At 67.8% G+C, this 17,438-nt stretch carries 20 protein-coding genes; 12 read left to right on the plus strand and 8 right to left on the minus strand.

Annotated features, from left to right (window positions below; genetic code table 11):
* From VP06_RS07910 to VP06_RS07940, 7 genes are all read left to right on the plus strand, one after another.
* Positions 1–226: hypothetical protein (locus VP06_RS07910; RefSeq protein WP_048462729.1), on the plus strand; the 226-nt coding region annotated here is incomplete at its 5' end.
* A 62-nt stretch (positions 227–288) separates the two neighbouring features.
* Positions 289–1,833, plus strand: coding sequence for a TolC family protein (locus tag VP06_RS07915; RefSeq protein ID WP_156295496.1), 1,545 nt, complete (start codon positions 289–291; stop codon positions 1,831–1,833).
* 32 nt (positions 1,834–1,865) lie between these two features.
* The gene (locus VP06_RS07920) at positions 1,866–3,287 is read left to right on the plus strand and encodes a multicopper oxidase family protein (protein WP_048463286.1); all 1,422 of its coding nucleotides are present in this window, start codon (positions 1,866–1,868) and stop codon (positions 3,285–3,287) included.
* 172 nt (positions 3,288–3,459) lie between these two features.
* The gene (locus VP06_RS07925; RefSeq protein ID WP_048444562.1) at positions 3,460–3,744 is read left to right on the plus strand and encodes a copper-binding protein; all 285 of its coding nucleotides are present in this window, start codon (positions 3,460–3,462) and stop codon (positions 3,742–3,744) included.
* 191 nt (positions 3,745–3,935) lie between these two features.
* Positions 3,936–4,520 carry a copper-binding protein gene (locus VP06_RS07930; protein ID WP_245291098.1) on the plus strand — a complete coding sequence of 195 codons (585 nt, stop codon included), beginning with the start codon at positions 3,936–3,938 and terminating at the stop codon, positions 4,518–4,520.
* A gap of 105 nt (positions 4,521–4,625) precedes the next feature.
* Positions 4,626–5,261 (plus strand): c-type cytochrome, encoded by a 636-nt coding sequence (locus VP06_RS07935; protein ID WP_048444530.1) that lies wholly within the window; start codon positions 4,626–4,628, stop codon positions 5,259–5,261.
* A gap of 232 nt (positions 5,262–5,493) precedes the next feature.
* Positions 5,494–5,874, plus strand: coding sequence for a hypothetical protein (locus tag VP06_RS07940; RefSeq protein WP_048444531.1), 381 nt, complete (start codon positions 5,494–5,496; stop codon positions 5,872–5,874).
* Positions 5,875–7,242: 1,368 nt separating this feature from the next.
* On the opposite strand, the gene VP06_RS07945 is transcribed toward VP06_RS07940, so the two are convergent.
* From VP06_RS07945 to VP06_RS07960, 3 genes are all read right to left on the minus strand, one after another.
* Complete coding sequence (locus VP06_RS07945; protein WP_053080350.1) at positions 7,243–8,532, minus strand: adenylate/guanylate cyclase domain-containing protein; 1,290 nt, start codon at positions 8,530–8,532, stop codon at positions 7,243–7,245.
* A gap of 71 nt (positions 8,533–8,603) precedes the next feature.
* The gene (locus tag VP06_RS07950) at positions 8,604–9,065 is read right to left on the minus strand and encodes a hypothetical protein (RefSeq protein WP_048444532.1); all 462 of its coding nucleotides are present in this window, start codon (positions 9,063–9,065) and stop codon (positions 8,604–8,606) included.
* An 830-nt stretch (positions 9,066–9,895) separates the two neighbouring features.
* Positions 9,896–10,099, minus strand: coding sequence for a heavy-metal-associated domain-containing protein (locus VP06_RS07960; RefSeq protein ID WP_053080351.1), 204 nt, complete (start codon positions 10,097–10,099; stop codon positions 9,896–9,898).
* Positions 10,100–10,534: 435 nt separating this feature from the next.
* On the opposite strand from VP06_RS07960, the gene VP06_RS37060 reads away from it, so the two are divergent.
* The gene (locus VP06_RS37060) at positions 10,535–10,672 is read left to right on the plus strand and encodes a heavy-metal-associated domain-containing protein (protein WP_197093161.1); all 138 of its coding nucleotides are present in this window, start codon (positions 10,535–10,537) and stop codon (positions 10,670–10,672) included.
* A 206-nt stretch (positions 10,673–10,878) separates the two neighbouring features.
* Here VP06_RS37060 and VP06_RS07965 read toward each other — a convergent pair whose 3' ends face one another.
* Entirely contained in the window at positions 10,879–11,316 is a 438-nt protein-coding gene (locus tag VP06_RS07965; RefSeq protein ID WP_048444534.1) for a MerR family DNA-binding protein, read from the minus strand.
* A 58-nt stretch (positions 11,317–11,374) separates the two neighbouring features.
* On the opposite strand from VP06_RS07965, the gene VP06_RS07970 reads away from it, so the two are divergent.
* The 3 genes from VP06_RS07970 to VP06_RS07980 are packed head-to-tail and all read left to right on the plus strand — an operon-like array spanning position 11,375 to position 13,145.
* The gene (locus VP06_RS07970; protein WP_048444535.1) at positions 11,375–12,157 is read left to right on the plus strand and encodes a glutaredoxin family protein; all 783 of its coding nucleotides are present in this window, start codon (positions 11,375–11,377) and stop codon (positions 12,155–12,157) included.
* A 37-nt stretch (positions 12,158–12,194) separates the two neighbouring features.
* On the plus strand, positions 12,195–12,929 hold the full coding sequence (locus VP06_RS07975) for a DUF4396 domain-containing protein (protein ID WP_048444536.1): 735 nt from the start codon (positions 12,195–12,197) through the stop codon (positions 12,927–12,929).
* A gap of 18 nt (positions 12,930–12,947) precedes the next feature.
* A complete protein-coding gene (locus tag VP06_RS07980) occupies positions 12,948–13,145 on the plus strand; it encodes a hypothetical protein (protein ID WP_048444537.1) in 198 nt (65 codons plus the stop codon).
* Between the two features lie 65 nt (positions 13,146–13,210).
* Here VP06_RS07980 and VP06_RS07985 read toward each other — a convergent pair whose 3' ends face one another.
* Entirely contained in the window at positions 13,211–14,326 is a 1,116-nt protein-coding gene (locus tag VP06_RS07985) for a nickel/cobalt efflux transporter (protein WP_048463287.1), read from the minus strand.
* Between the two features lie 14 nt (positions 14,327–14,340).
* A complete protein-coding gene (locus VP06_RS07990; RefSeq protein WP_048444539.1) occupies positions 14,341–14,619 on the minus strand; it encodes a metal/formaldehyde-sensitive transcriptional repressor in 279 nt (92 codons plus the stop codon).
* Positions 14,620–14,712: 93 nt separating this feature from the next.
* Here VP06_RS07990 and VP06_RS07995 point away from each other — a divergent pair, with 93 nt between their 5' ends.
* Entirely contained in the window at positions 14,713–14,940 is a 228-nt protein-coding gene (locus VP06_RS07995; protein ID WP_048444540.1) for a DUF1289 domain-containing protein, read from the plus strand.
* A gap of 14 nt (positions 14,941–14,954) precedes the next feature.
* Here the strand turns inward: VP06_RS07995 and VP06_RS08000 are convergent, their stop codons facing one another.
* Together VP06_RS08000 and VP06_RS08005 are read right to left on the minus strand one after the other, a co-directional pair.
* Positions 14,955–16,118 carry an MFS transporter gene (locus tag VP06_RS08000; RefSeq protein WP_048444541.1) on the minus strand — a complete coding sequence of 388 codons (1,164 nt, stop codon included), beginning with the start codon at positions 16,116–16,118 and terminating at the stop codon, positions 14,955–14,957.
* Between the two features lie 6 nt (positions 16,119–16,124).
* Positions 16,125–17,420 (minus strand): arsenic transporter, encoded by a 1,296-nt coding sequence (locus VP06_RS08005; RefSeq protein ID WP_048463288.1) that lies wholly within the window; start codon positions 17,418–17,420, stop codon positions 16,125–16,127.
* Positions 17,421–17,438 lie beyond the last annotated feature (18 nt).

Consider the following 17,438-nt stretch of genomic DNA (forward strand, 5'->3'; position numbering starts at 1 on the left):
CGTCCTGCCCGCCAACCCCGCCGTCGCCGTGCGCGCGCCGCACTACTCCGCGGTCACCGCCGGCGTGGCGCGCTACGACGTGGTCGATCCCAAGGACTGGCGCGAACTCAACCGCGCGGTGACGCCGAAGCCAGGCTCGGGCGGCATGGAGGGCATGGACCACTCCCGGATGCCCGGCATGAACATGCCCGGCATGGGCGGCAGGCGCGACACGGGAGGGCGATGATGCGCCGCCCCTGTAACCAATCCCAGCTCGCCGCCGGACTAGGCCTCAAAGGAAACTCACGGATGACCTCGGCTCAGACTCGCTGGTCCGGCGCATGCTGGGGAGCCGAAGCGTCGCTCGGCCGCCGCGCCCGGGCGGCCGCCCTGCTGGCGGTCGTCGGGGTGCCGCTCGGCGGCTGCTTGGGCTTCTCGGCCGACGGTGGGCTCGGCCCGGCGCACAGCTATGCCGCTCTGGAGCTGAGGAAGGGCATCGTGAAAGTCTCCGACGAGACCGCCGCGGCGGGCGCAGCGACGCGTGCAGAGCAACTGCTGCGGCGCCCGTTGACGCCCGACGGCGCGGTTCAGGTCGCCTTACTGAAGAACCGCGCCCTGCAAGCGTCCTTCAACGACCTAGGCGTGTCGGAAGCCGAGTTCGTCCAGGCGACCCTGCCGCCAGTCCCGCGGCTCTCTCTCAGCCGTACCGGGGGCGATTTCACGCTGGAGATCGAGCGCTCGGTGGCCGCGAGCCTTATCGAACTCCTGACGCTGCCCGTCCGCATACCCATCGCGCAGAACCGTTTCAGGGCGGAGCAGTACCGCGCGGTCGGACAGGTGCTGCGGCTCGCCGGCGAGGCCCGGCGCCAGTTCTACCGGACCGTGTCGGCGAACCAGTCCATCGCCTACCTGGAGCAGGCGCTCGCGAGCGCCGGCTCCGCGTCCACCCTGGCCAAGCAGCTCGGTGAGACGGGCGCCTTGAACAAGCTGGAACAGGCGCGCGAGCACGCTTTCTACAGCGAACTCGGAGCGCAGCTGGCCAAAGCCCGCGTCTTGCAGCGGGTCGAGCGCGAGAAACTGATCCGCCTGCTTGGCCTCTGGGGACGCGAGATCGACTTCAAGCTCCCGAACAGTCTGCCGGCGCTGCCGGGCCGGTTGGTGAGCGGCACCCTAATCGAGGCCGAGGCGATCAAGAAGCGGGCGGACATCCAGACGGCGCGCTTCGAACTCCAGTCGCTCGCGGGCCAGTACGGCCTCAACCAGGTCAGCGGCTTCATCAACGTGCTTGATGTCGGATATTCCGATCGCTTCGATCGCTCGAAGGCATTCGAGCCGAACGAGCAGGGCGGCTTCAACGTCACGCGCGACAAGAGCTTCGGGCGCGGCTACTCCGTCGACCTCGTCATCCCCATCTACGACTTTGGGACGACGGTGGTGCGCGGTGCGCGGGAGGCATACCTCGGCGCTGCCCACCGTCTCGCTGAGAAGGCGGTCAACGCCCGCTCGGAGGTGCGCGAGGCCTACCAGCGCTATCGCGGCCAGTACGACATCACCCGCCACTACCAGGGCAGCGTGCTGCCCCTGCGCAAGACGATCCAGGACCAAGCGCTGTTGCAGTACAGCGGAATGCTGATCGATGTCACCACCCTGATCATCGACGCCCGGTCCCGGATCCTGAGCAACATCCAGGCCATCGAAGCCCAACGCGACTTCTGGATCGCGGCGACCGACCTCAGGGCGGCCGTGATAGGCGGCGGCTTCAGCGGAGAGGGGTTCGGCGGCGAGAGCGCAGGCGTCGAGGGGGTTGCCGGCGGCGGGGGCGAGACCCTCGCAGCCGCAACCCCGGGCGGCTGACGCCACCTCGCACGAGACACATGGAGAGACCAATGACTGAGATTTCGCGGAGGAACCTGCTCGGGGCCGGCGGACTGGTCCTCGCAGGGACGTCGATGATCAGCGGGCGCGTGCAGGCCGCCGGCCTGCCCGAGGCGCCCTCGATGGACAAGGCGACGACGCAGCCGCCGCTCGTGCCCACCACCGGCGTCGACTACAATCCGGTGGTGACGCTGAATGGCTGGACCCTTCCGTGGCGCATGCGCGGGGACTGGAAGGAGTTCCACCTCGTAGCGGAGCCCGTCGTACGCGAGATGGCACCGGGCATGAAGGCCCATCTCTGGGGTTACAACGGACAGTCGCCGGGTCCGACCATCGAGGCCGTCGAGGGCGACAAGGTGCGCATCTTCGTCACCAACCGGTTGCCGGAGGCGACTTCCGTGCATTGGCACGGCCAGACGCTGCCCAACGGCATGGACGGCGTCGCCGGGCTCAACCAGCCCGGCATCCCGACCGGCAAGACCTTCGTCTACGAGTTCATCCTGAGGCGCTCGGGCACCTTCATGTACCACCCGCACTCGGACGAGATGGTCCAGATGGCGATGGGCATGATGGGCTTCTTCGTCGTGCATCCGCGCGACCCAGCCGAGCGGCGGGTCGACCGCGACTTCGTCTGGCTCCTGAACGCCTACGATATCGAGGCCGGGTCGTACGTGCCTAAGGTCAACACGATGCTCGATATGAACATGTGGTGCTTCAACAGCCGTGTCTGGCCGGGCATCGATCCCATGGTCGCGCGCCAGGGCGACAAGGTGCGCATGCGCTTCGGCAACCTCACCATGACTAACCACCCCATCCACGTTCACGGGGTCGATTTCCACGTCTCGGGTACGGACGGCGGCTGGATCCCGCCCGAGCGGCAATGGTACGAGGTGTCCGCCGATGTGGCCGTAGGTCAGATGAGGGCCATCGAGTTCAACGCCGACGCACTCGGTGACTGGGCGGTCCACTGCCACAAGTCGCACCATACCATGAACGCCATGGGCCACTCGGTGCGCACATACATCGGCGTGAACCTAAAGAGCACGGCTAAGCGGATTCAGAGGATCGCGCCGGGCTACATGCCCATGGGTTCGACCGGCATGGGCGCCATGGCCGAGATGGAGATGCCGTTGCCCGAGAACACGCTGCCGATGATGACCGGTGCCGGTCCGTTCGGCTCGGTCGAGATGGGGGGCATGTTCACCGTGCTGAAGGTCCGCCCGGACGTGGCGCCAGGCGACTATAGGGACCCGGGCTGGTATCAGCATCCGCCGGGTACGCAGGCCTACGAGTGGACTGGCGAGCCCCTACCCGAGCCTAGCCGCGATCCAAATACTCCGCGTGGCAAGCGCGCGCGTGAGACCGACCTGCGCGTGGTCGACCCGCGAAAGCGTCGGACGGCCGCCAACCCGGGCGGTCACGGAAACCACTGAGCCGGCGATGCCGGATGTCTTCCAGGCTTCTGCCACGACGGTGCCCTAACGCGGGCGCGCACTGGCGGACGGGTTCGGGCGGACCTAGTCCCCCGAAAGCCGCTGCACGGGCCTCGCCACGGCCCCTCAAGAGGTGCCCGTGCAGCGGCACAGCGACCATCAGGAGAACACGATGAGGCAGATACCTCTCTACGCCCTCGCCGCGCTGCTGGCCCTGGCGGGCCCGGCCTGGGCGCAATCCGTCAAGGCCACGGTCACGAAGGTAGACCAGGCGGCTGGCAAGGTCACGCTGGACCACGAGCGCATCCCGAAGCTCGACATGGACGCCATGACCATGGCCTACAAGGTCAAGGATCCGGTGATGCTCAAGGATCTGAAGTCCGGGGACAAGATCGAATTCGAGGTCGACGAGGCCGACGGTCAGTACACTGTCACGAAGATTCGGAAAGCCAAGTAGCGCCCCGAACCGGCCCGCCGCGCGGACACGCACGATGCCGCGCGGCAGGCCCCTGCCGTAGAGGAAATCACATGCGACATCTATTCCTGTCGGCTGCCGTGAGCTTGGTGTTGGCAAGCCCGCTCTCGGGGGCGGCCTGGGCCCAACCCGCCAAGGGCGCCCCGGCCGCAATTGAGCGTGTGCGCGAGGTCATGGCCGACCGCTTCAGGAACCTGAAGCTGACTGGCGATCCGGACCGGGACTTCGCCGAACTCCTGATCGCGAGCTACGAGCAGACACTCTTCCTCGCCAAGGCACAGCTCGAATACGGCGGCGACCGGCAGTTGCGCGAGACGGCGCAGAAGATCCAGGACGAGCAGCAGCAGAAGATCGACGCTCTCAAGGAGTGGCAAGTCCGGAGCCGGCAATCGGATTACCGGTCACAGCCGAACCAGACGCCTTCCGGCGAGGGCCCGCTGGACCGCCAAGCCCAGGCGGGCGGCTCGCGCCAGCCTGCGTCTCCTTCTCCCGCGCCGCCGCCCAAACCTGCCGCAGCCCAGCCCCCTGCCAACACGCCTCTCGTGAGCGGGACCGTCCAGAAGGTCGACGAAGCCGCCGGCAAGGTCACGCTGGACCACGAGCGCATCCCGAACATCGACATGGACGCCATGACCATGGCCTACCGGGTTGCCGACCCCGCCATCCTGAAGGGAGTGAAGGCCGGGGACCGGGTCCGGTTCTCCGCCGACCGGGTGAATGGGCAACTCGCCATCACGCGCATCCAGAAGGCGCGATGAGGCGACGGAGGACATCGAGCGCGCACTCAACCCGGTTCTGCCGACGGCATCCTGCACCCGACGCGTTGGCAGTCCGGCTCGGGCCCATTAACCCAGGATACTTTCATGCGAACTGCCAAGATCGTCCTTCTCACGCTGCTCTCGGCCGGCGCCCTGGCGACTTTCGCCGCTGCTGCCGTGATCTACGCAGGCGTTTTCAACGTCGCGGCCACTGAGCCCCACTGGGCTCTGACCACGTGGGTGCTGGAGAAGGCACGGGTGCGCTCGATCCGTGCGCATGCGGCTGGTCTGGCGCCCCCCCCAGGTTACGACGAGCAAGACAAGCTCGTGTCAGCCGTCGGACACTTTTCGGAGCATTGCGCCACGTGCCACGGCGGACCTGGCGCCAAGCGCAGCGAGGTGGCCGACGGCATGTACCCCGAGCCGCCCGACCTCAAGGAGGCTACGAGGCGCTACACCGCAGGCGAGCTGTTCTGGATCCTGAAGAACGGCATCAAGATGAGCGGCATGCCGTCGATGGCGAGTGACGGTGACGAGATGCTTTGGGCGACGGTAGCGTTGCTGCAGAAGATGCCGGGCCTGTCCAACGACGAGTACAACGACATGTGGATGCAGGCGCAGGCAGCAGGCGACCACGGCGGCATGAACCATGGCACCGCCCCAGCGGAAGGTACGAAGGGAACCGACCAGCCGTCCACCGCATCGCAGCCAGACGGCGCGCGGCACAAGCACAGCCATTGACCGTCGCGGCCCGCCACGCGAAAGCCCTTGAGGTCGCCTCACACCAGTCGGGTGGCGCCGTGAGGGCGGATCCGAAGCCCCCAAACACGCTGTCGTTGCACACGCTCGCTGCCGGATCGGGCACCAGGACGGGCACTGGTCGGAAGCCGCTCCGACTCGTGTGGTCTCCCACGGCCAAGGCCACACGAGCGACCAACGACCAGGCAAATACAAGAGCAAATGGAGATCTACGATGAAGAGATACGCGATACCGTTGTTGCTCGCCCTCGGCCTCGCATCCGGGTCCGCCCTCGCCCATGGCGAGGCACCCCAGGCCGCGCATGGCGGCCTCGTGCAAGAGGCGCAGGAGCTATGGTTGGAACTCGTGGTGAAGGATGCCGATGTAACCGTCTACGTCCTGGACGAGATGCGCAAGCCCGTTCCCGCGTCACAGATCTCAGGCACCGCCACGGTGCTGGTCGGTGGCAAAAGCTACAAGGTTGACCTGAGCCCAGCGGGCACCAACAGCGTCCAGGGCAAGCTGCCCGTCGCGGCAACCAGCCAGGTCGTGGCGACGGTTTCGTTGAAGGTCGGCGGAAGGGCCGCGTCCGCGCGGTTCACGAAAAAGGCTTGATTGACTGGGTTCGCGAGCCTGCGGCACATGCGGTTGCGGTCGGCGAGGTGGTTGGCTGTCAGGCAGAACAGTTCGCCGGTCGTCCCGGGAAGGCACTGCTCGGCAGGCCGCGGAGCCAGGCCACGGCAAGCATCGGCCGGTCGGGCGAGGGTACCTATTACGTCGTCAGGCAGGTCTGGACGCTCCTGCCATCGGCCTCGGCGGCCTCGGCGCGGGCGATAAGGGCGTCGATGTCGGCTGCAGCCGCTCGACGAAGCAGAGCAGATGCTCGCCGCCGTCGTCCTCTGCGACGCGGATGGCCCGGCCGCGCTCGCGCGCGACACGGGGGGTGGCTTCCTGTTTGGCGCGCTTCCAGACGTCGCCCGCGAATGCCTCGACGGCGGCGTCGAGGCCTTTGGACAGGTCGTTGGGTTCGGGCTCACAAGGAACTCGTGGTCGGCGGCGTCGACGGCGCAGGGGAGGGAGGTGGCCTGCACGGGAGAAACATCCGCGTTTCGTGCTTGCCTGTCAGGGCGGCATGGAGCGGCGACGACCGCCGCAGATCCCAACGTTCCGTCTCGCATGGCGACCGGACGGAGCGTTTCATCGCCCCGATCCTCCTCATTTGTCCGACTACCGAGGTTGGCGATGTAGGCGCACTTCTTCTTGGCCTGCCCGGCTTTCGCGGCAAGGGTAGCCGGCGGAAAAAGCAGCCTGGAGCTTGCGCCGTGCTTGGTCAACCAGCAGGACCATGGCGTCGAGGGCGGGGTGGTCCGGGAGGTGCGTATGGCCCATGGTGGATGGACCCGGCAAGCAGGACCTCAAGGATGACATCGTGCAAGAACATAGCTGGAGCAAACGACGGCAGGCATCGTGGCCTAACCCAACGTCATCCTTATCCATCCGATGCCTCAGTTAACCTTGAGTCGCGCGCGCAGCGACCTTTCGCCGTTCCAATGGACGGCATTTTTCATTCTTTAATGCCGAGACTTGACGCTCTGGCTAGGCGTGCTCCCTTCCGGCAGGAGCCGCACCGAGGGAAGCCGTCGTGACACATCAGGATGATCCGCTCTGGTACGACACTGAGACGGAGGTAGCGGCGTCGAGCCGCTTTCCATTCTGGAAGTGTGCTCTGACCCTCGTTCTCACGGCTGTGGCAGTCTACCTGATCGTTTGATCCCGATGCGTCATCCCCGCGCGTCCAGGGCAAGTTCCTGCATGTCCGTGGCTTACCATGGCCGTGAAAGCCGCAAGCCGCTCGCGATGAGCGGACGGAAGCTCGCCGCGTTTCCCGCGGGTGCGGCGACGTTCCCCGGTCGACGCCGACAAGGTCATGCGTGCCGTTGTCGCGGGAGGAGGGAATGGCCGTCCCGGACGGCAGGGTGGGGTTCACGGCGTATCCACCGAGTTGGTGAGCATGGTGGGTGAAGCCGACAGGGGGCCGCGCCCGACATCCTTTGGCGCCTGTCCGGTTGCGCCGGGGCAGAGTGCGAAAAGGCGCGGCAGCGTCGGCTCTACCGAGGCCGGCAACGGGCGGGCCCCCAGCCGTGCGGGCGCCTCAGCACCGAGCTGACGCAGGACGTCCGCGCTGACGACCATGTCCAGGTCGTCCTCCTTGGCACGTCGCTCGATCCGCGACAGGTCGTTCATGACCGTCCCGAGCACTGTGAACTCGGCACGCCGGCCATCGTCGAACACGCCGGCCAGGACCGGGCCGCAGTGCAGGGTGGCGATGACCCGCAGCGTCGGGCACCCAGTCCTGTGCCGCTCGCGGTTCAACGCTGCCAGGGTCGCGAGCGTCGCCTCCGCGGCCGCCACGGCCCGTGCGGCCTGTTCGCCGGCGTCGCCGTCTAGGAACAGCGCCAGCACTCCGTCGCCGACGTACTTGTCGACTACGCCGCCATGGGTCGTCACCGCGTCGTGGACGAGGCGCCGGAAGTCCAGCAGCCAAGCGACCGAGAGCGCAGGCGGATACGTCCTGGCGAGCGCCGAGGAGCCCCGAAGATCGACGCCGAGCAGGGTCGCATGGCGCTCGGCCACGGAGGCCGTGCCGCCCGTGCGGACGACCTCCGTGGCTACGCCGTCCGGCAGGAACCTGGACAGCATCAGCCGTTCCTCCCCGGCGCGCAACACCGCTGCGGCCGACGCACGCATCCACGCGGCTGTTGCCACGACGAAGCCCGACGCGACCGCGAACGCGGCAAGGCCCATGCCCTGGCGGACCAGGACGCGGGTGCCGTCCGGCCCGAGACGCGCGGGGTCCATGAGCAGGGCCAGCGCGGCCGCCCACCCGACGGCAACGAGCACCGCGAAGAGCGCGGCGAGCCGAGGCCGGAGACGCATGCCGGTCTGCAGCAGGAACAAGTACGCCGGCAGGAGGCTGACCGAGTCGGTCGCGAGATGGGCCTCGCCGGCATACCGCGGCACGTGGTCGGCGACGACGTAGACCGCGATGGCCGCATCGGCGCACGTGGCCGCGAGCGGGAGCCAGGCGCGGACGCGGTCGGACCGCGCCCGGGCGCCGGCAGCCGCCAGCAGCGTGACGACGCCGTAGGCCCCGAGCACGACCCAGTGGCCCGCGCGGTTGCCGTGGCCGTAGTCGGCGAGGGCACCCAGCAGGAGGATGAGGACGACACCGAGCCGCGGAGCTAGCGCCCGCCGCTCGAAGTCCTGCTCCATTCGGGCAGGCAGTTCCGCCCAGAACAGCCCGGCGGGGTCGGCCGATGATGCCGGAGGTGAGGGCATTCCGCTCACCGGGACTTCCGGGCGGCGGGTGAGCCGTCCACATGCAACGTGACCGGCACGTCGAAGCGGTCGAACCGGACGACGGCCGAGACCCTCGCGCCCTCCAGCAGATCATGCCGGAGGGGTCCGACATCAATCCACGCCGTGCGGTCGCCCAGCCGGTAGACGTCGCCAGCTTCGACGCCCACGCCGGCAACCGCGGCGCTATGGCTCACGCCCAGGAACCCGCGCACCTGCGATGGTTCGCCCGTGGTGAGGAGCAGTCCCAACAGCACGGCCCGATCAGGCCCGTCGTTCTCGATGGTGAACGTGACTCGGCTCGTTTCGCCAGATCTCGCCGGCGTGGCGGCGATCCCCTCGATGTGGATCTCGCCCGCTGTGGCGCCCTCGTCGTGCGACAGGGCGGTGCTGGCCATCAGGGCAGACGCCCCCGTCGCGGCAAATGCCCGGAACAAGTTCGTGATCATCGCAAGTCAATCCTGGTGCGTTGGCCTGGTCGGCACCTCGGCACGATCAACCGACGCGAGCCTCGCCACAAAGGCAGGCGGAGCGCGGCGCCGGACAGTCCTTTTCGGAAACGCGAATGAGCGGCGGTCGGTGGTCCCGCCATGCCGCTACGTCGCCCGCCGCGATGGAGAGGCTGCTCCCGTCGCGGCGCCGTTCAGCGTCAGGAAGACGGCCGAAGGAGGTCAGGTACGGGACACGGCCTTGCCTGCGGGCAAGAATGCGAACCATCGACCTGGAGGGAAGTGGACCCGTTCAGGTTCAGGCCGCCCTGGGTGGGCGCTCGATGCGCAAAGGGGTGCAGCCGTCGACTTGCTCGTCGTCCACGACGCAGCAATCGGATGTGCGGCTGGGATATGCCATAAGCCCGGGCGGGAGCGCCGGCTCTAAGGCGTGGCAGGCGAAGCCGCAACAGTTAGAGGCATAGCTCCTGCCGCCGGACGCGTGATGCATACAGGCGTCGTCCTCGGGCTCGGCCGTGACGGACGCCCGGACGTTCTCGTAGTGTACGGCCATGTCGTGGAGGTGGGCCGTTCCGCCACGCACGTACTGGAAGCCGCTCTCTGCCTGGGATGCGGTCAACCCGACTGGCGCGGATACGCGCCAGAAACCAGCCGGGAAGGCGGCCAGGAACGTCGCAGCCACCGCGAACAGGAGGGTCCTCAACGAAAGCAAGGTTCGTCCACTTCGAAATACGCCTGCACGAAATGTCTCACGGCCAGGCAGCACAACGCAAGCCACGGGCCGCAGCGGTCTCGGCATTCCCTGCCAATGGACCCCTCGGGCGCGTGCGTCAGGCCCCCAGCATCCGGGCCTCGTACCCCGCCCGCTTGAGCGCCGCCACCACTCTCGGTGCGTCGACCGCGCCGCGGACGGTGATCTCCCGGCTCGTCAGGTCGATGTCGATCTTCGCGTTGCCGTCGAGTACCTGGACGGCGCGCGTGACGCTTTTGGCGCAGCCGCCGCAGCTCATGTTGGACACGTGGAAATGCAACATCACTGTCTTCCTTCTCGCGCGTTCCCGCCCTGTATGAACCTTCCAATGATGGGAAGGTCAAGGGAGGTAGCCGCTCCCTTGGCAGGCACTGGCCCGGTCCCGTCGTCCATGTGCCCAGCATCGCCGGGTCCCTCTGACCTTCCCATCGTTGGAACCCCCATCTATCTGTGGGAGCCGAGACAGAGGAGGGCACGGGTCATGGGCCAAGACGTCGTCTAAACTTCCAGACGGCATGCGGCCTGGGGCAGCAACTCAGCCTGACCGTCGAAGGAATGAGCTGCGCATCCTGCGTCGGGCGGGTCGAGGCCGCGCTCGAACGGCTTCCCGGCGTCGCCGACGGACGGTCAACCTGGCGAACGCACGCGCCCACGTGCGCTTCTCCAGCCCCCCGAAGCACCGACTACCCTCCGAGCCATCGAGGAGGTGGGCTACTCCGTGCCGGAGGCCTGGACCGAGGTCGCCGTCGCCGACATGATCTGCGCGCCCGGCGTCTCGCGCGTCGAGCGGGCGCTTGCCCGCGTCGGCGGGGTGACTGGCGCCGCCGTGAACCTAACCACGGGACGCGTGAAGTAGCGTCACCTGGCGAGCGCGGTCACGGAGGCGGACCTCCTGGAGGCCGTGGATGAGACGGGCTACGAGGCACGAGGAATTAGGCAAGGCCGAGACACCGATTTGGCACGCGAGGGCGAGGCGGCTGGCCTGCGCCGCGACGTTCTGGTCGCACTCGCCCTCGCGCTCCCTTTGGTCGCTGTCGAGATGGGATCGCACCTCGCTGCGGCTTAGGGCTCGGCGGCCTGGTGCTCAAAGGCCGAGAGGATCGGGCACGGGCCGGCGCTGCCGGCGCGGCAGGTCTCCGCCAAGCGCGCCAACAATCGCCGGGCTGCCTGCAGCTCGGCGATCTTGGCATCGAGGGCTTTGATCCGCTCTTGGGCCAGCGTCTGGGCGCGGGGGCGGTCGTCGGTGGCATCAAGCGCGATCAGCTCGGCGATCTGCTCCAGGGTGAACCCAGCCACCTGCGCGGACCGGATGAACCGCAACTGGCGCAGGTCGTCCGCCCCATAGTGGCGGATGCCGCCGCCGTAGCCCGCAGGCCCGGGACGTGCTGGCGTCTGCAGCAGTCCGCGCCGCTGGTAGTAGCGCACGGTTTCAACACCCACGCCGCCGGCGCGGGCCAGCCCTGCAATCGTGATTTCGAGCACTGCTTGACCCTGTACCATGGTACGGACCTTATATCAGACGCAACACGTCAACAACTCAAATCCGAAAGATGCTGCAATGACTTCCTCCACCCAACCCCGTCAGGCCACGCTGTATCGCATGGTCATGGAGGCGCACACCTGCCCCTACGGCCTGAAAGCCAAGGATCTGCTGCGCCGCCAAGGCTTCACCGTCGAGGACAAGTGGCTGACCTCGCGGGAGGCGACCGACGCGTTCAAGGCCGAGCACGGCGTCAAGACGACCCCGCAGACCTTCATCGACGGCCAGCGGATTGGCGGCTACGACGACCTGCGCCGCTACTTCGGCAAGTCGATCGCCAACCCCAAGGCCACCACCTACACCCCCGTCATCGCGCTGTTCAGCATGACGGCGCTGATGGCGCTCGCCGCCAGCTACGCGGTCTACGGCACGCCGTTCACCGTGCGCGCCGGGGAGTGGTTCATCGCCTTCAGCATGGCCGTGCTGGCGCTGCTCAAGCTCCAGAGCGTCGAGAGCTTCGCGACCATGTTCCTCAACTACGACCTGCTGGCGAAGCGATGGGTGCCCTACTCCTACATCTACCCCTTCGCCGAGGGCCTGGCAGGCGTACTCATGATTGCTGGCGCGCTGAACTGGCTCAGCATTCCAGTGGCGCTGTTCATCGGCACGGTCGGCGCAGTGTCGGTGTTCAAGGCGGTCTACCTCGACCGGCGCGAGCTGAAGTGCGCCTGCGTCGGTGGTAGCAGCAACGTCCCGCTCGGCTTCGTCTCTCTGACCGAGAACGTGATGATGGTCGCCATGGCGCTGTGGATGCTGGCCGTGAGCCTCACCGGCGGCATGCCGGCGATGGCGGGCATGTAAGCCGCCATCTCTGCAGGTCCACGAAAGGCTACTGTCCATGTTCCCGGCTTGGTTCCATGCCCTCGCGATCCTCGCCCTGCTGCTCGGCGGCGCCTGTTCGCTGCTGCTGTCGGTCCAGGTAATCCGGCAGCCGCAACACATGACGGTGATGAACATCGTCTGGCCGGTCAGTGCGCTGTTCGGCACGGTGGCGACCGTCTGGGCATACTTCCGCTACGGGCGGCTGGCGACCATGGCGGCGCACCACCACGCCAAGGCGCACGGCGAGAAGCCGCCCAACATGACCCAGACCCCCTTCCCGGTGATGGTCGGCAAGGGCGCCCTCCACTGCGGCAGCGGCTGCATGCTTGGCGATGTTGCCGCCGAGTTGCTGGCGTTCCTGGTCCCCGGGGTGGCGGTCTGGTTCGGTTGGCACTCGCTGTTTGCGGAAAAGATGTACGCGGTCTGGGTGCTCGATTTCGTGTTCGCCTACGTGCTCGGGATTGTGTTCCAGTACTACGCCATCGTGCCGATGCGCGGCCTGTCCCCCAGGGAGGGTCTGATCGCCGCGGTCAAAGCCGACACCGCCTCGCTGATCGCCTGGCAGGTCGGCATGTACGGCTTCATGGCCTTCGTGCAGTTCTACCTCTACCCGTACCTCGCGGGCCGGCCGGCGCCGGTCAACTCGGTCGAGTTCTGGTTCGCCATGCAGCTCGCCATGGTGGCCGGGTTTCTGACCAGCTACCCGGTCAACTGGTGGCTGGTCAGCGTCGGCATCAAAGAGCGGATGTGAGCTGATCCGGAGATCCCGATGAAGACGCCTGTTGTGACGAACGCCACGCTGCTGATGCTGGCCGCCACGCCCGCCCTGGCGATGATCTGCTGCGGCGGCAAAGGCGCGATGATGTGCGGCAAGGGCGGCATGGCGATGACCCACGCCGGCATGACGGGCAAGAAAGGCGGCGGCTGCTGTGACGGCATGGCCAGCAACATGAGCAAGCGCGGCTGAGCACCCGCCCGCCGATCAGACCGGGTTACGTGGCCCGGTCTGCTTTGGCTAATCCCTGCTACAACTCAAGAATTCCGCACGGCAGCGGCCTCAGCCGCGTGCGCCGCTGGGCCGTGCTGGATGCCCTGCCAGCCGAGCCAGCCGGTGTAGAGGCCGACCAATACGATCAAGACGGCCGAGGCATAGGGCGCCTGCCGAGCGAAGGTGCTGAACCCCGTCCAACGAGAGGCGACGTGCTTGACGCTCAGGGCGGCCAGCACCCCGGCCGACACCATCGTCAGCGCCAAGCCGATGCTGAAACACACGACCAGTGCGAACCCGAGGCTGAACTGCTTGAGCTGGATGCACAGCAGCAGCACCGTGATCGCGGCTGGGCACGGGATCAGGCCGCCGGTCAGGCCGAACATGACGATCTGTCCCGTGGTGACGGTGCGACCGGCGAAGCGCCGCCGAATGTCGTCGGCATGGGCGCGGGCGTGAGCATCGTCCTCGTCGCCCAGGTTCATGTGATCGTGGTCGTGTTCCTCAAACGCGACCTCGTGGACCTCCGCACCGGCCGGGGCATCGAGGTGCAGCCGCGCCGTGAACGCGTGCGGTTCCGGGATTTTCTCGAGGCTTTCGAGAAACTCGCCGTTGCGCACGAACCCGAACACCTGCCGGGCGCCGTCCGAGCGCTGGGTTTCGACGCTCAGCGCCACGGCTTCCGGCAGCGGGCCGCGCTCGCTGCGCACGCGCCAGTGCGGCGGTACGCCGTCCTCGAAGATCTCCAGCGTCAGCAGGCCACTGCGGGTGGTGACGTGGTGCGCCGCGTCGTGGTGATGGTGGTGGTTATGGTGCTGCTCGCGCCACGTCCGCCACACCATCCAGAGAGCGATGCCGACGATCAGCATCGCAGAGGCGAGCTGAAAGTATGGCTCCGACGCCTCCCCAGCGTATTGCTGGCAGAAGTACTGCCCGCCCAGGGCAATCGCCCACACTACCGCCGTATGCGAGAGGGTGGCTGCCAGCCCCAGGAGCACTGCCTGCATGACCGTGCCGCGCACCGCGATGATGAACGCTACCATCATCGTCTTGGAGTGGCCGGGTTCAAGGCCGTGCAGCGCACCGAGCAGGATCGCGGTCGGCACGAACAGCCAGGCGTGCGCCGTCCCCTGCTGCAGCAGGTCGGTCAAAGGGGTCATGGCATGAGCTTTCGTTACTTGAGGTAGGTTTTCACCACCTCGATCAGCTCGGCCGCACCCTTGGCGCGGTCGGCATCCGGTTCGTTGTCCGGGTTCACGACGTGGTGGCGGATGTGATCTTCCATCAACTCGGCGGTCAGCCCGTTGATGGCCCCGCGCATCGAGGCGACCAGCATCAGCACATCGGCGCAGCCGATCTCCGCCTCCAGGGCGCGCTCGACCGCCTGCGCCTGTCCCTTGATCCGGCGCACCCGCGCCAGCAGCTTGGTCTTTTCCTTGATCGTGTGGGCCATCGGGTCAGCTTTCGCTTGTAGGGTGATACATAGGGGGCTACCCTATGCGTTGTCGAGCACAAATTGCGTGATCGGGGCACGGAGGCCCCTAGCATGAAGAAGGAGGACCCCTGCATCGGGGTGTGCGCATGGGACGGGAAGACCGGCTGGTGCTTGGGTTGCGGCCGGACCGTGCCGGAGATCAAGGCGTGGCGGAAGCTGACGCCCTACCGGCGTACCGCTCTCCTGCGCGAGCTGCCGCGCCGGATGGAACAGTTGAGCAAACAGCAGCCGGTCGAGGCGCCGGCCGAGAAGGCGCGACGCTCCGCTCATGCCTCGTGAGCTGCGAATGGTGGCTACCGCGCCCGCCAGAGCACCCCGACCAGCCCGACATTGATGAGGGCCAGGGCGAGCAGCAGATGCCACAGCGCATCCGGACCGGCATGAGTCAGCACGAACGCGCCGGCCGGCGGCGCGAGGGCTTGAGCAATCAGTCCCGGCCTGGCCAGGCGGCCGACCACGACCGGGTAGCGGACGGGGCCGAACAGCGCCAAGGGCACCGTGCCCCGCGCAATCGAATAGATCCCGTTGCCGCCGCCGTAGAGCACCAGCCAGACCCCGACACCGGGCAGGCCAAGAGCGAGCAGCACCAGGCCGAGGGCCACCAGGATCAGAGCCGCCGTCAGGGTCCACAGCGGATGATGCCGGCCCTTGAACGCCATCTCCACCATCCGCGCCCCGACCTGCGCCGGGCCGATCAGCGCCCCGTAGGAGACCGCCGAGGCGAGCGCCACGCCGCGCGTCTGGAGGAGCGTGATCAGGTGGACCGACACCAGCGCCATGATCGCGCCGCCGAGCACGAGCACACCGGCGAACAGCAGGAACGCCCGCCGCTCCTGTCTCGTCAGTGGGCCGGTCGTCGCCTGGTGGGGCTCCGCCGTCACCGGCAGGGCCGGAGCTTTCGGGATCAGCAGCAGCACCAGCGGCAGCGTGACCAGCAGGTGCAGGCCGGCATAGGCCAGGCACGCCCCCCGCCAGCCGACCTGCGCGACCAGGAACGCCGAGAGCGGCCAGCACACGGTGCTGGCGAACCCACCCCACAGGGTCAGGGTCGTGATCGCCGGTCGCGCCTCGGCGCCGTAGAGCCGGCCAAGGGTTGCAAAGGCCGGGTCGTACAGGCCGCACGCCATGCCGAGGCCGAGCAGCAGCCAGCCGGCCAGATAGACCGGCAAGGCCGGCGCCACGGCCAGGGTGACGAGGCCCGCCGTCAGCAGCAGCGCGGCGAGCGTCAGGACCGGCCGGCCGCCGTGGCGGTGGATCGCCACCCCGACATGTGGTGCGGCGGCGGCGGCAACCAGCAGCCCGAGGGTCAGGCCGCCGACCACCCCGGCCAGCGGCCAGCCCGTCGTTTCTGCGACCGGGCCGGCGAGCACCGCCGGCAGGTAGAATGATGACCCCCAGGCGAGGATTTCGACCACGCCCAGGGCGGAGATCACCGGCCAGCGCCGGGCCGGAGGCATCGGCGGCTACCGGGTGCCGACGAGCGGCAGCCAGGCCGCCAGGGCCAGCAGCGTGACCAGCAGCACGGGCGGGGTGATGACCAGGCCAACCTTCATGTACTGGCCCCAGGTGATTTTCTGGCCCTTGCTGGCGAGCACGTGCAGCCAGAGCAGGGTCGCCAGGCTGCCGATCGGCGTGAACTTCGGCCCGAGGTCGCAGCCGATCACGTTGGCGTAGATCATCAGCTCGCGGATCAGCGGCGACAGGTCCGGGGCCTGCTGGATCGAGAGCGCCCCGATCAGCACGGACGGCATGTTGTTCATCACCGACGACAGGATGGCAGCGGCAAAGCCGGTGCCGACCGTGGCGACCCACGGCCCCTGTCCGCCCAGCCAGACCAGGCCCTTGGCGAGCTCGTCGGTCAGGCCGGCGTTCCGCAGGCCGTAGACCACCAGGTACATGCCGAGGCTGAACAGCACGATCTGCCAGGGGGCGCCGGCCAGCACCTTGCGGATCGGAATGACACGGCCCCGGTTGGCGACCAGCAGGAGCACCGCCGCGCCGGCACAGGTCACCACCGACACCGGCACCCCGAACGGCGCGGTGATGAAGTAGGCGGCGAGCAGCACGCCGAGCAGCGGAAACGCCGTCCGGAACACCAGCGGATCACGGATCGCCTGCCGGGGCGGTGCGAGTTCCGCCACCGGGTACGCTGCCGGGATCACCCGCCGGAAATACAGCCCGAGCACCACCAGCGTCGCCGCCAGCGACACCAGGTTCACCGGAACCATGACCGCCGCGTACCGTCCGAACGTCACGTCAAAGAAGTTGGCCGAGACGATGTTGACCAGGTTGGAGATTACCAGCGGCAGGCTTGTGCTGTCCGCCACGAACCCGCAGGCGACGATGAACGCCAGCGCTGCCGCCGGCTTGAACTCGAGGCGGAGCAGGATCGCCAGCACGATCGGGGTCAGCAGCAGCGCGGCGCCATCGTTGGCGAACACCGCCGCGATGGCCGCGCCGAGCAGGATCACCAGCGGAAAGAGCAGCCGGCCCCGCCCACCGCCCCAGCGGGCAATGTGCAGCGCCGCCCAATGGAAGAACCCGGCCTCGTCGAGCAGCAGGGAGATGATGATCAGCGCCACGAAGGTGAACGTGGCGTCCCAGACGATATGCCAGACCACCGGAATGTCGCCGGGGTGGATCACACCGGTGGCGAGCGCCACGGCGGCGCCGGCCAGGGCGCTCCACCCGATCCCGAGGCCCTTGGGCTGCCAGATGACGAAGACGAGGGTGACGAGGAAGATGGCAAGCGCGAGCATGGGGACGTTTCTTGTTCT

The organism is Methylobacterium aquaticum, assembly GCF_001043915.1.
Classification (GTDB): domain Bacteria; phylum Pseudomonadota; class Alphaproteobacteria; order Rhizobiales; family Beijerinckiaceae; genus Methylobacterium; species Methylobacterium aquaticum.

Coding starts and splice junctions, on each gene's coding strand:
- VP06_RS07915 (WP_156295496.1), top strand. CDS start 289: ATGACCTCGGCTCAGACTCGCTGGTCCGGCGCATGCTGGGGAGCCGAA.
- VP06_RS07920 (WP_048463286.1), top strand. CDS start 1,866: ATGACTGAGATTTCGCGGAGGAACCTGCTCGGGGCCGGCGGACTGGTC.
- VP06_RS07925 (WP_048444562.1), top strand. CDS start 3,460: ATGAGGCAGATACCTCTCTACGCCCTCGCCGCGCTGCTGGCCCTGGCG.
- VP06_RS07930 (WP_245291098.1), top strand. CDS start 3,936: ATGGCCGACCGCTTCAGGAACCTGAAGCTGACTGGCGATCCGGACCGG.
- VP06_RS07935 (WP_048444530.1), top strand. CDS start 4,626: ATGCGAACTGCCAAGATCGTCCTTCTCACGCTGCTCTCGGCCGGCGCC.
- VP06_RS07940 (WP_048444531.1), top strand. CDS start 5,494: ATGAAGAGATACGCGATACCGTTGTTGCTCGCCCTCGGCCTCGCATCC.
- VP06_RS07945 (WP_053080350.1), bottom strand. CDS start 8,532: ATGGAGCAGGACTTCGAGCGGCGGGCGCTAGCTCCGCGGCTCGGTGTC.
- VP06_RS07950 (WP_048444532.1), bottom strand. CDS start 9,065: ATGATCACGAACTTGTTCCGGGCATTTGCCGCGACGGGGGCGTCTGCC.
- VP06_RS07960 (WP_053080351.1), bottom strand. CDS start 10,099: ATGTTGCATTTCCACGTGTCCAACATGAGCTGCGGCGGCTGCGCCAAA.
- VP06_RS07965 (WP_048444534.1), bottom strand. CDS start 11,316: ATGGTACAGGGTCAAGCAGTGCTCGAAATCACGATTGCAGGGCTGGCC.
- VP06_RS07970 (WP_048444535.1), top strand. CDS start 11,375: ATGACTTCCTCCACCCAACCCCGTCAGGCCACGCTGTATCGCATGGTC.
- VP06_RS07975 (WP_048444536.1), top strand. CDS start 12,195: ATGTTCCCGGCTTGGTTCCATGCCCTCGCGATCCTCGCCCTGCTGCTC.
- VP06_RS07980 (WP_048444537.1), top strand. CDS start 12,948: ATGAAGACGCCTGTTGTGACGAACGCCACGCTGCTGATGCTGGCCGCC.
- VP06_RS07985 (WP_048463287.1), bottom strand. CDS start 14,326: ATGACCCCTTTGACCGACCTGCTGCAGCAGGGGACGGCGCACGCCTGG.
- VP06_RS07990 (WP_048444539.1), bottom strand. CDS start 14,619: ATGGCCCACACGATCAAGGAAAAGACCAAGCTGCTGGCGCGGGTGCGC.
- VP06_RS07995 (WP_048444540.1), top strand. CDS start 14,713: ATGAAGAAGGAGGACCCCTGCATCGGGGTGTGCGCATGGGACGGGAAG.
- VP06_RS08000 (WP_048444541.1), bottom strand. CDS start 16,118: ATGCCTCCGGCCCGGCGCTGGCCGGTGATCTCCGCCCTGGGCGTGGTC.
- VP06_RS08005 (WP_048463288.1), bottom strand. CDS start 17,420: ATGCTCGCGCTTGCCATCTTCCTCGTCACCCTCGTCTTCGTCATCTGG.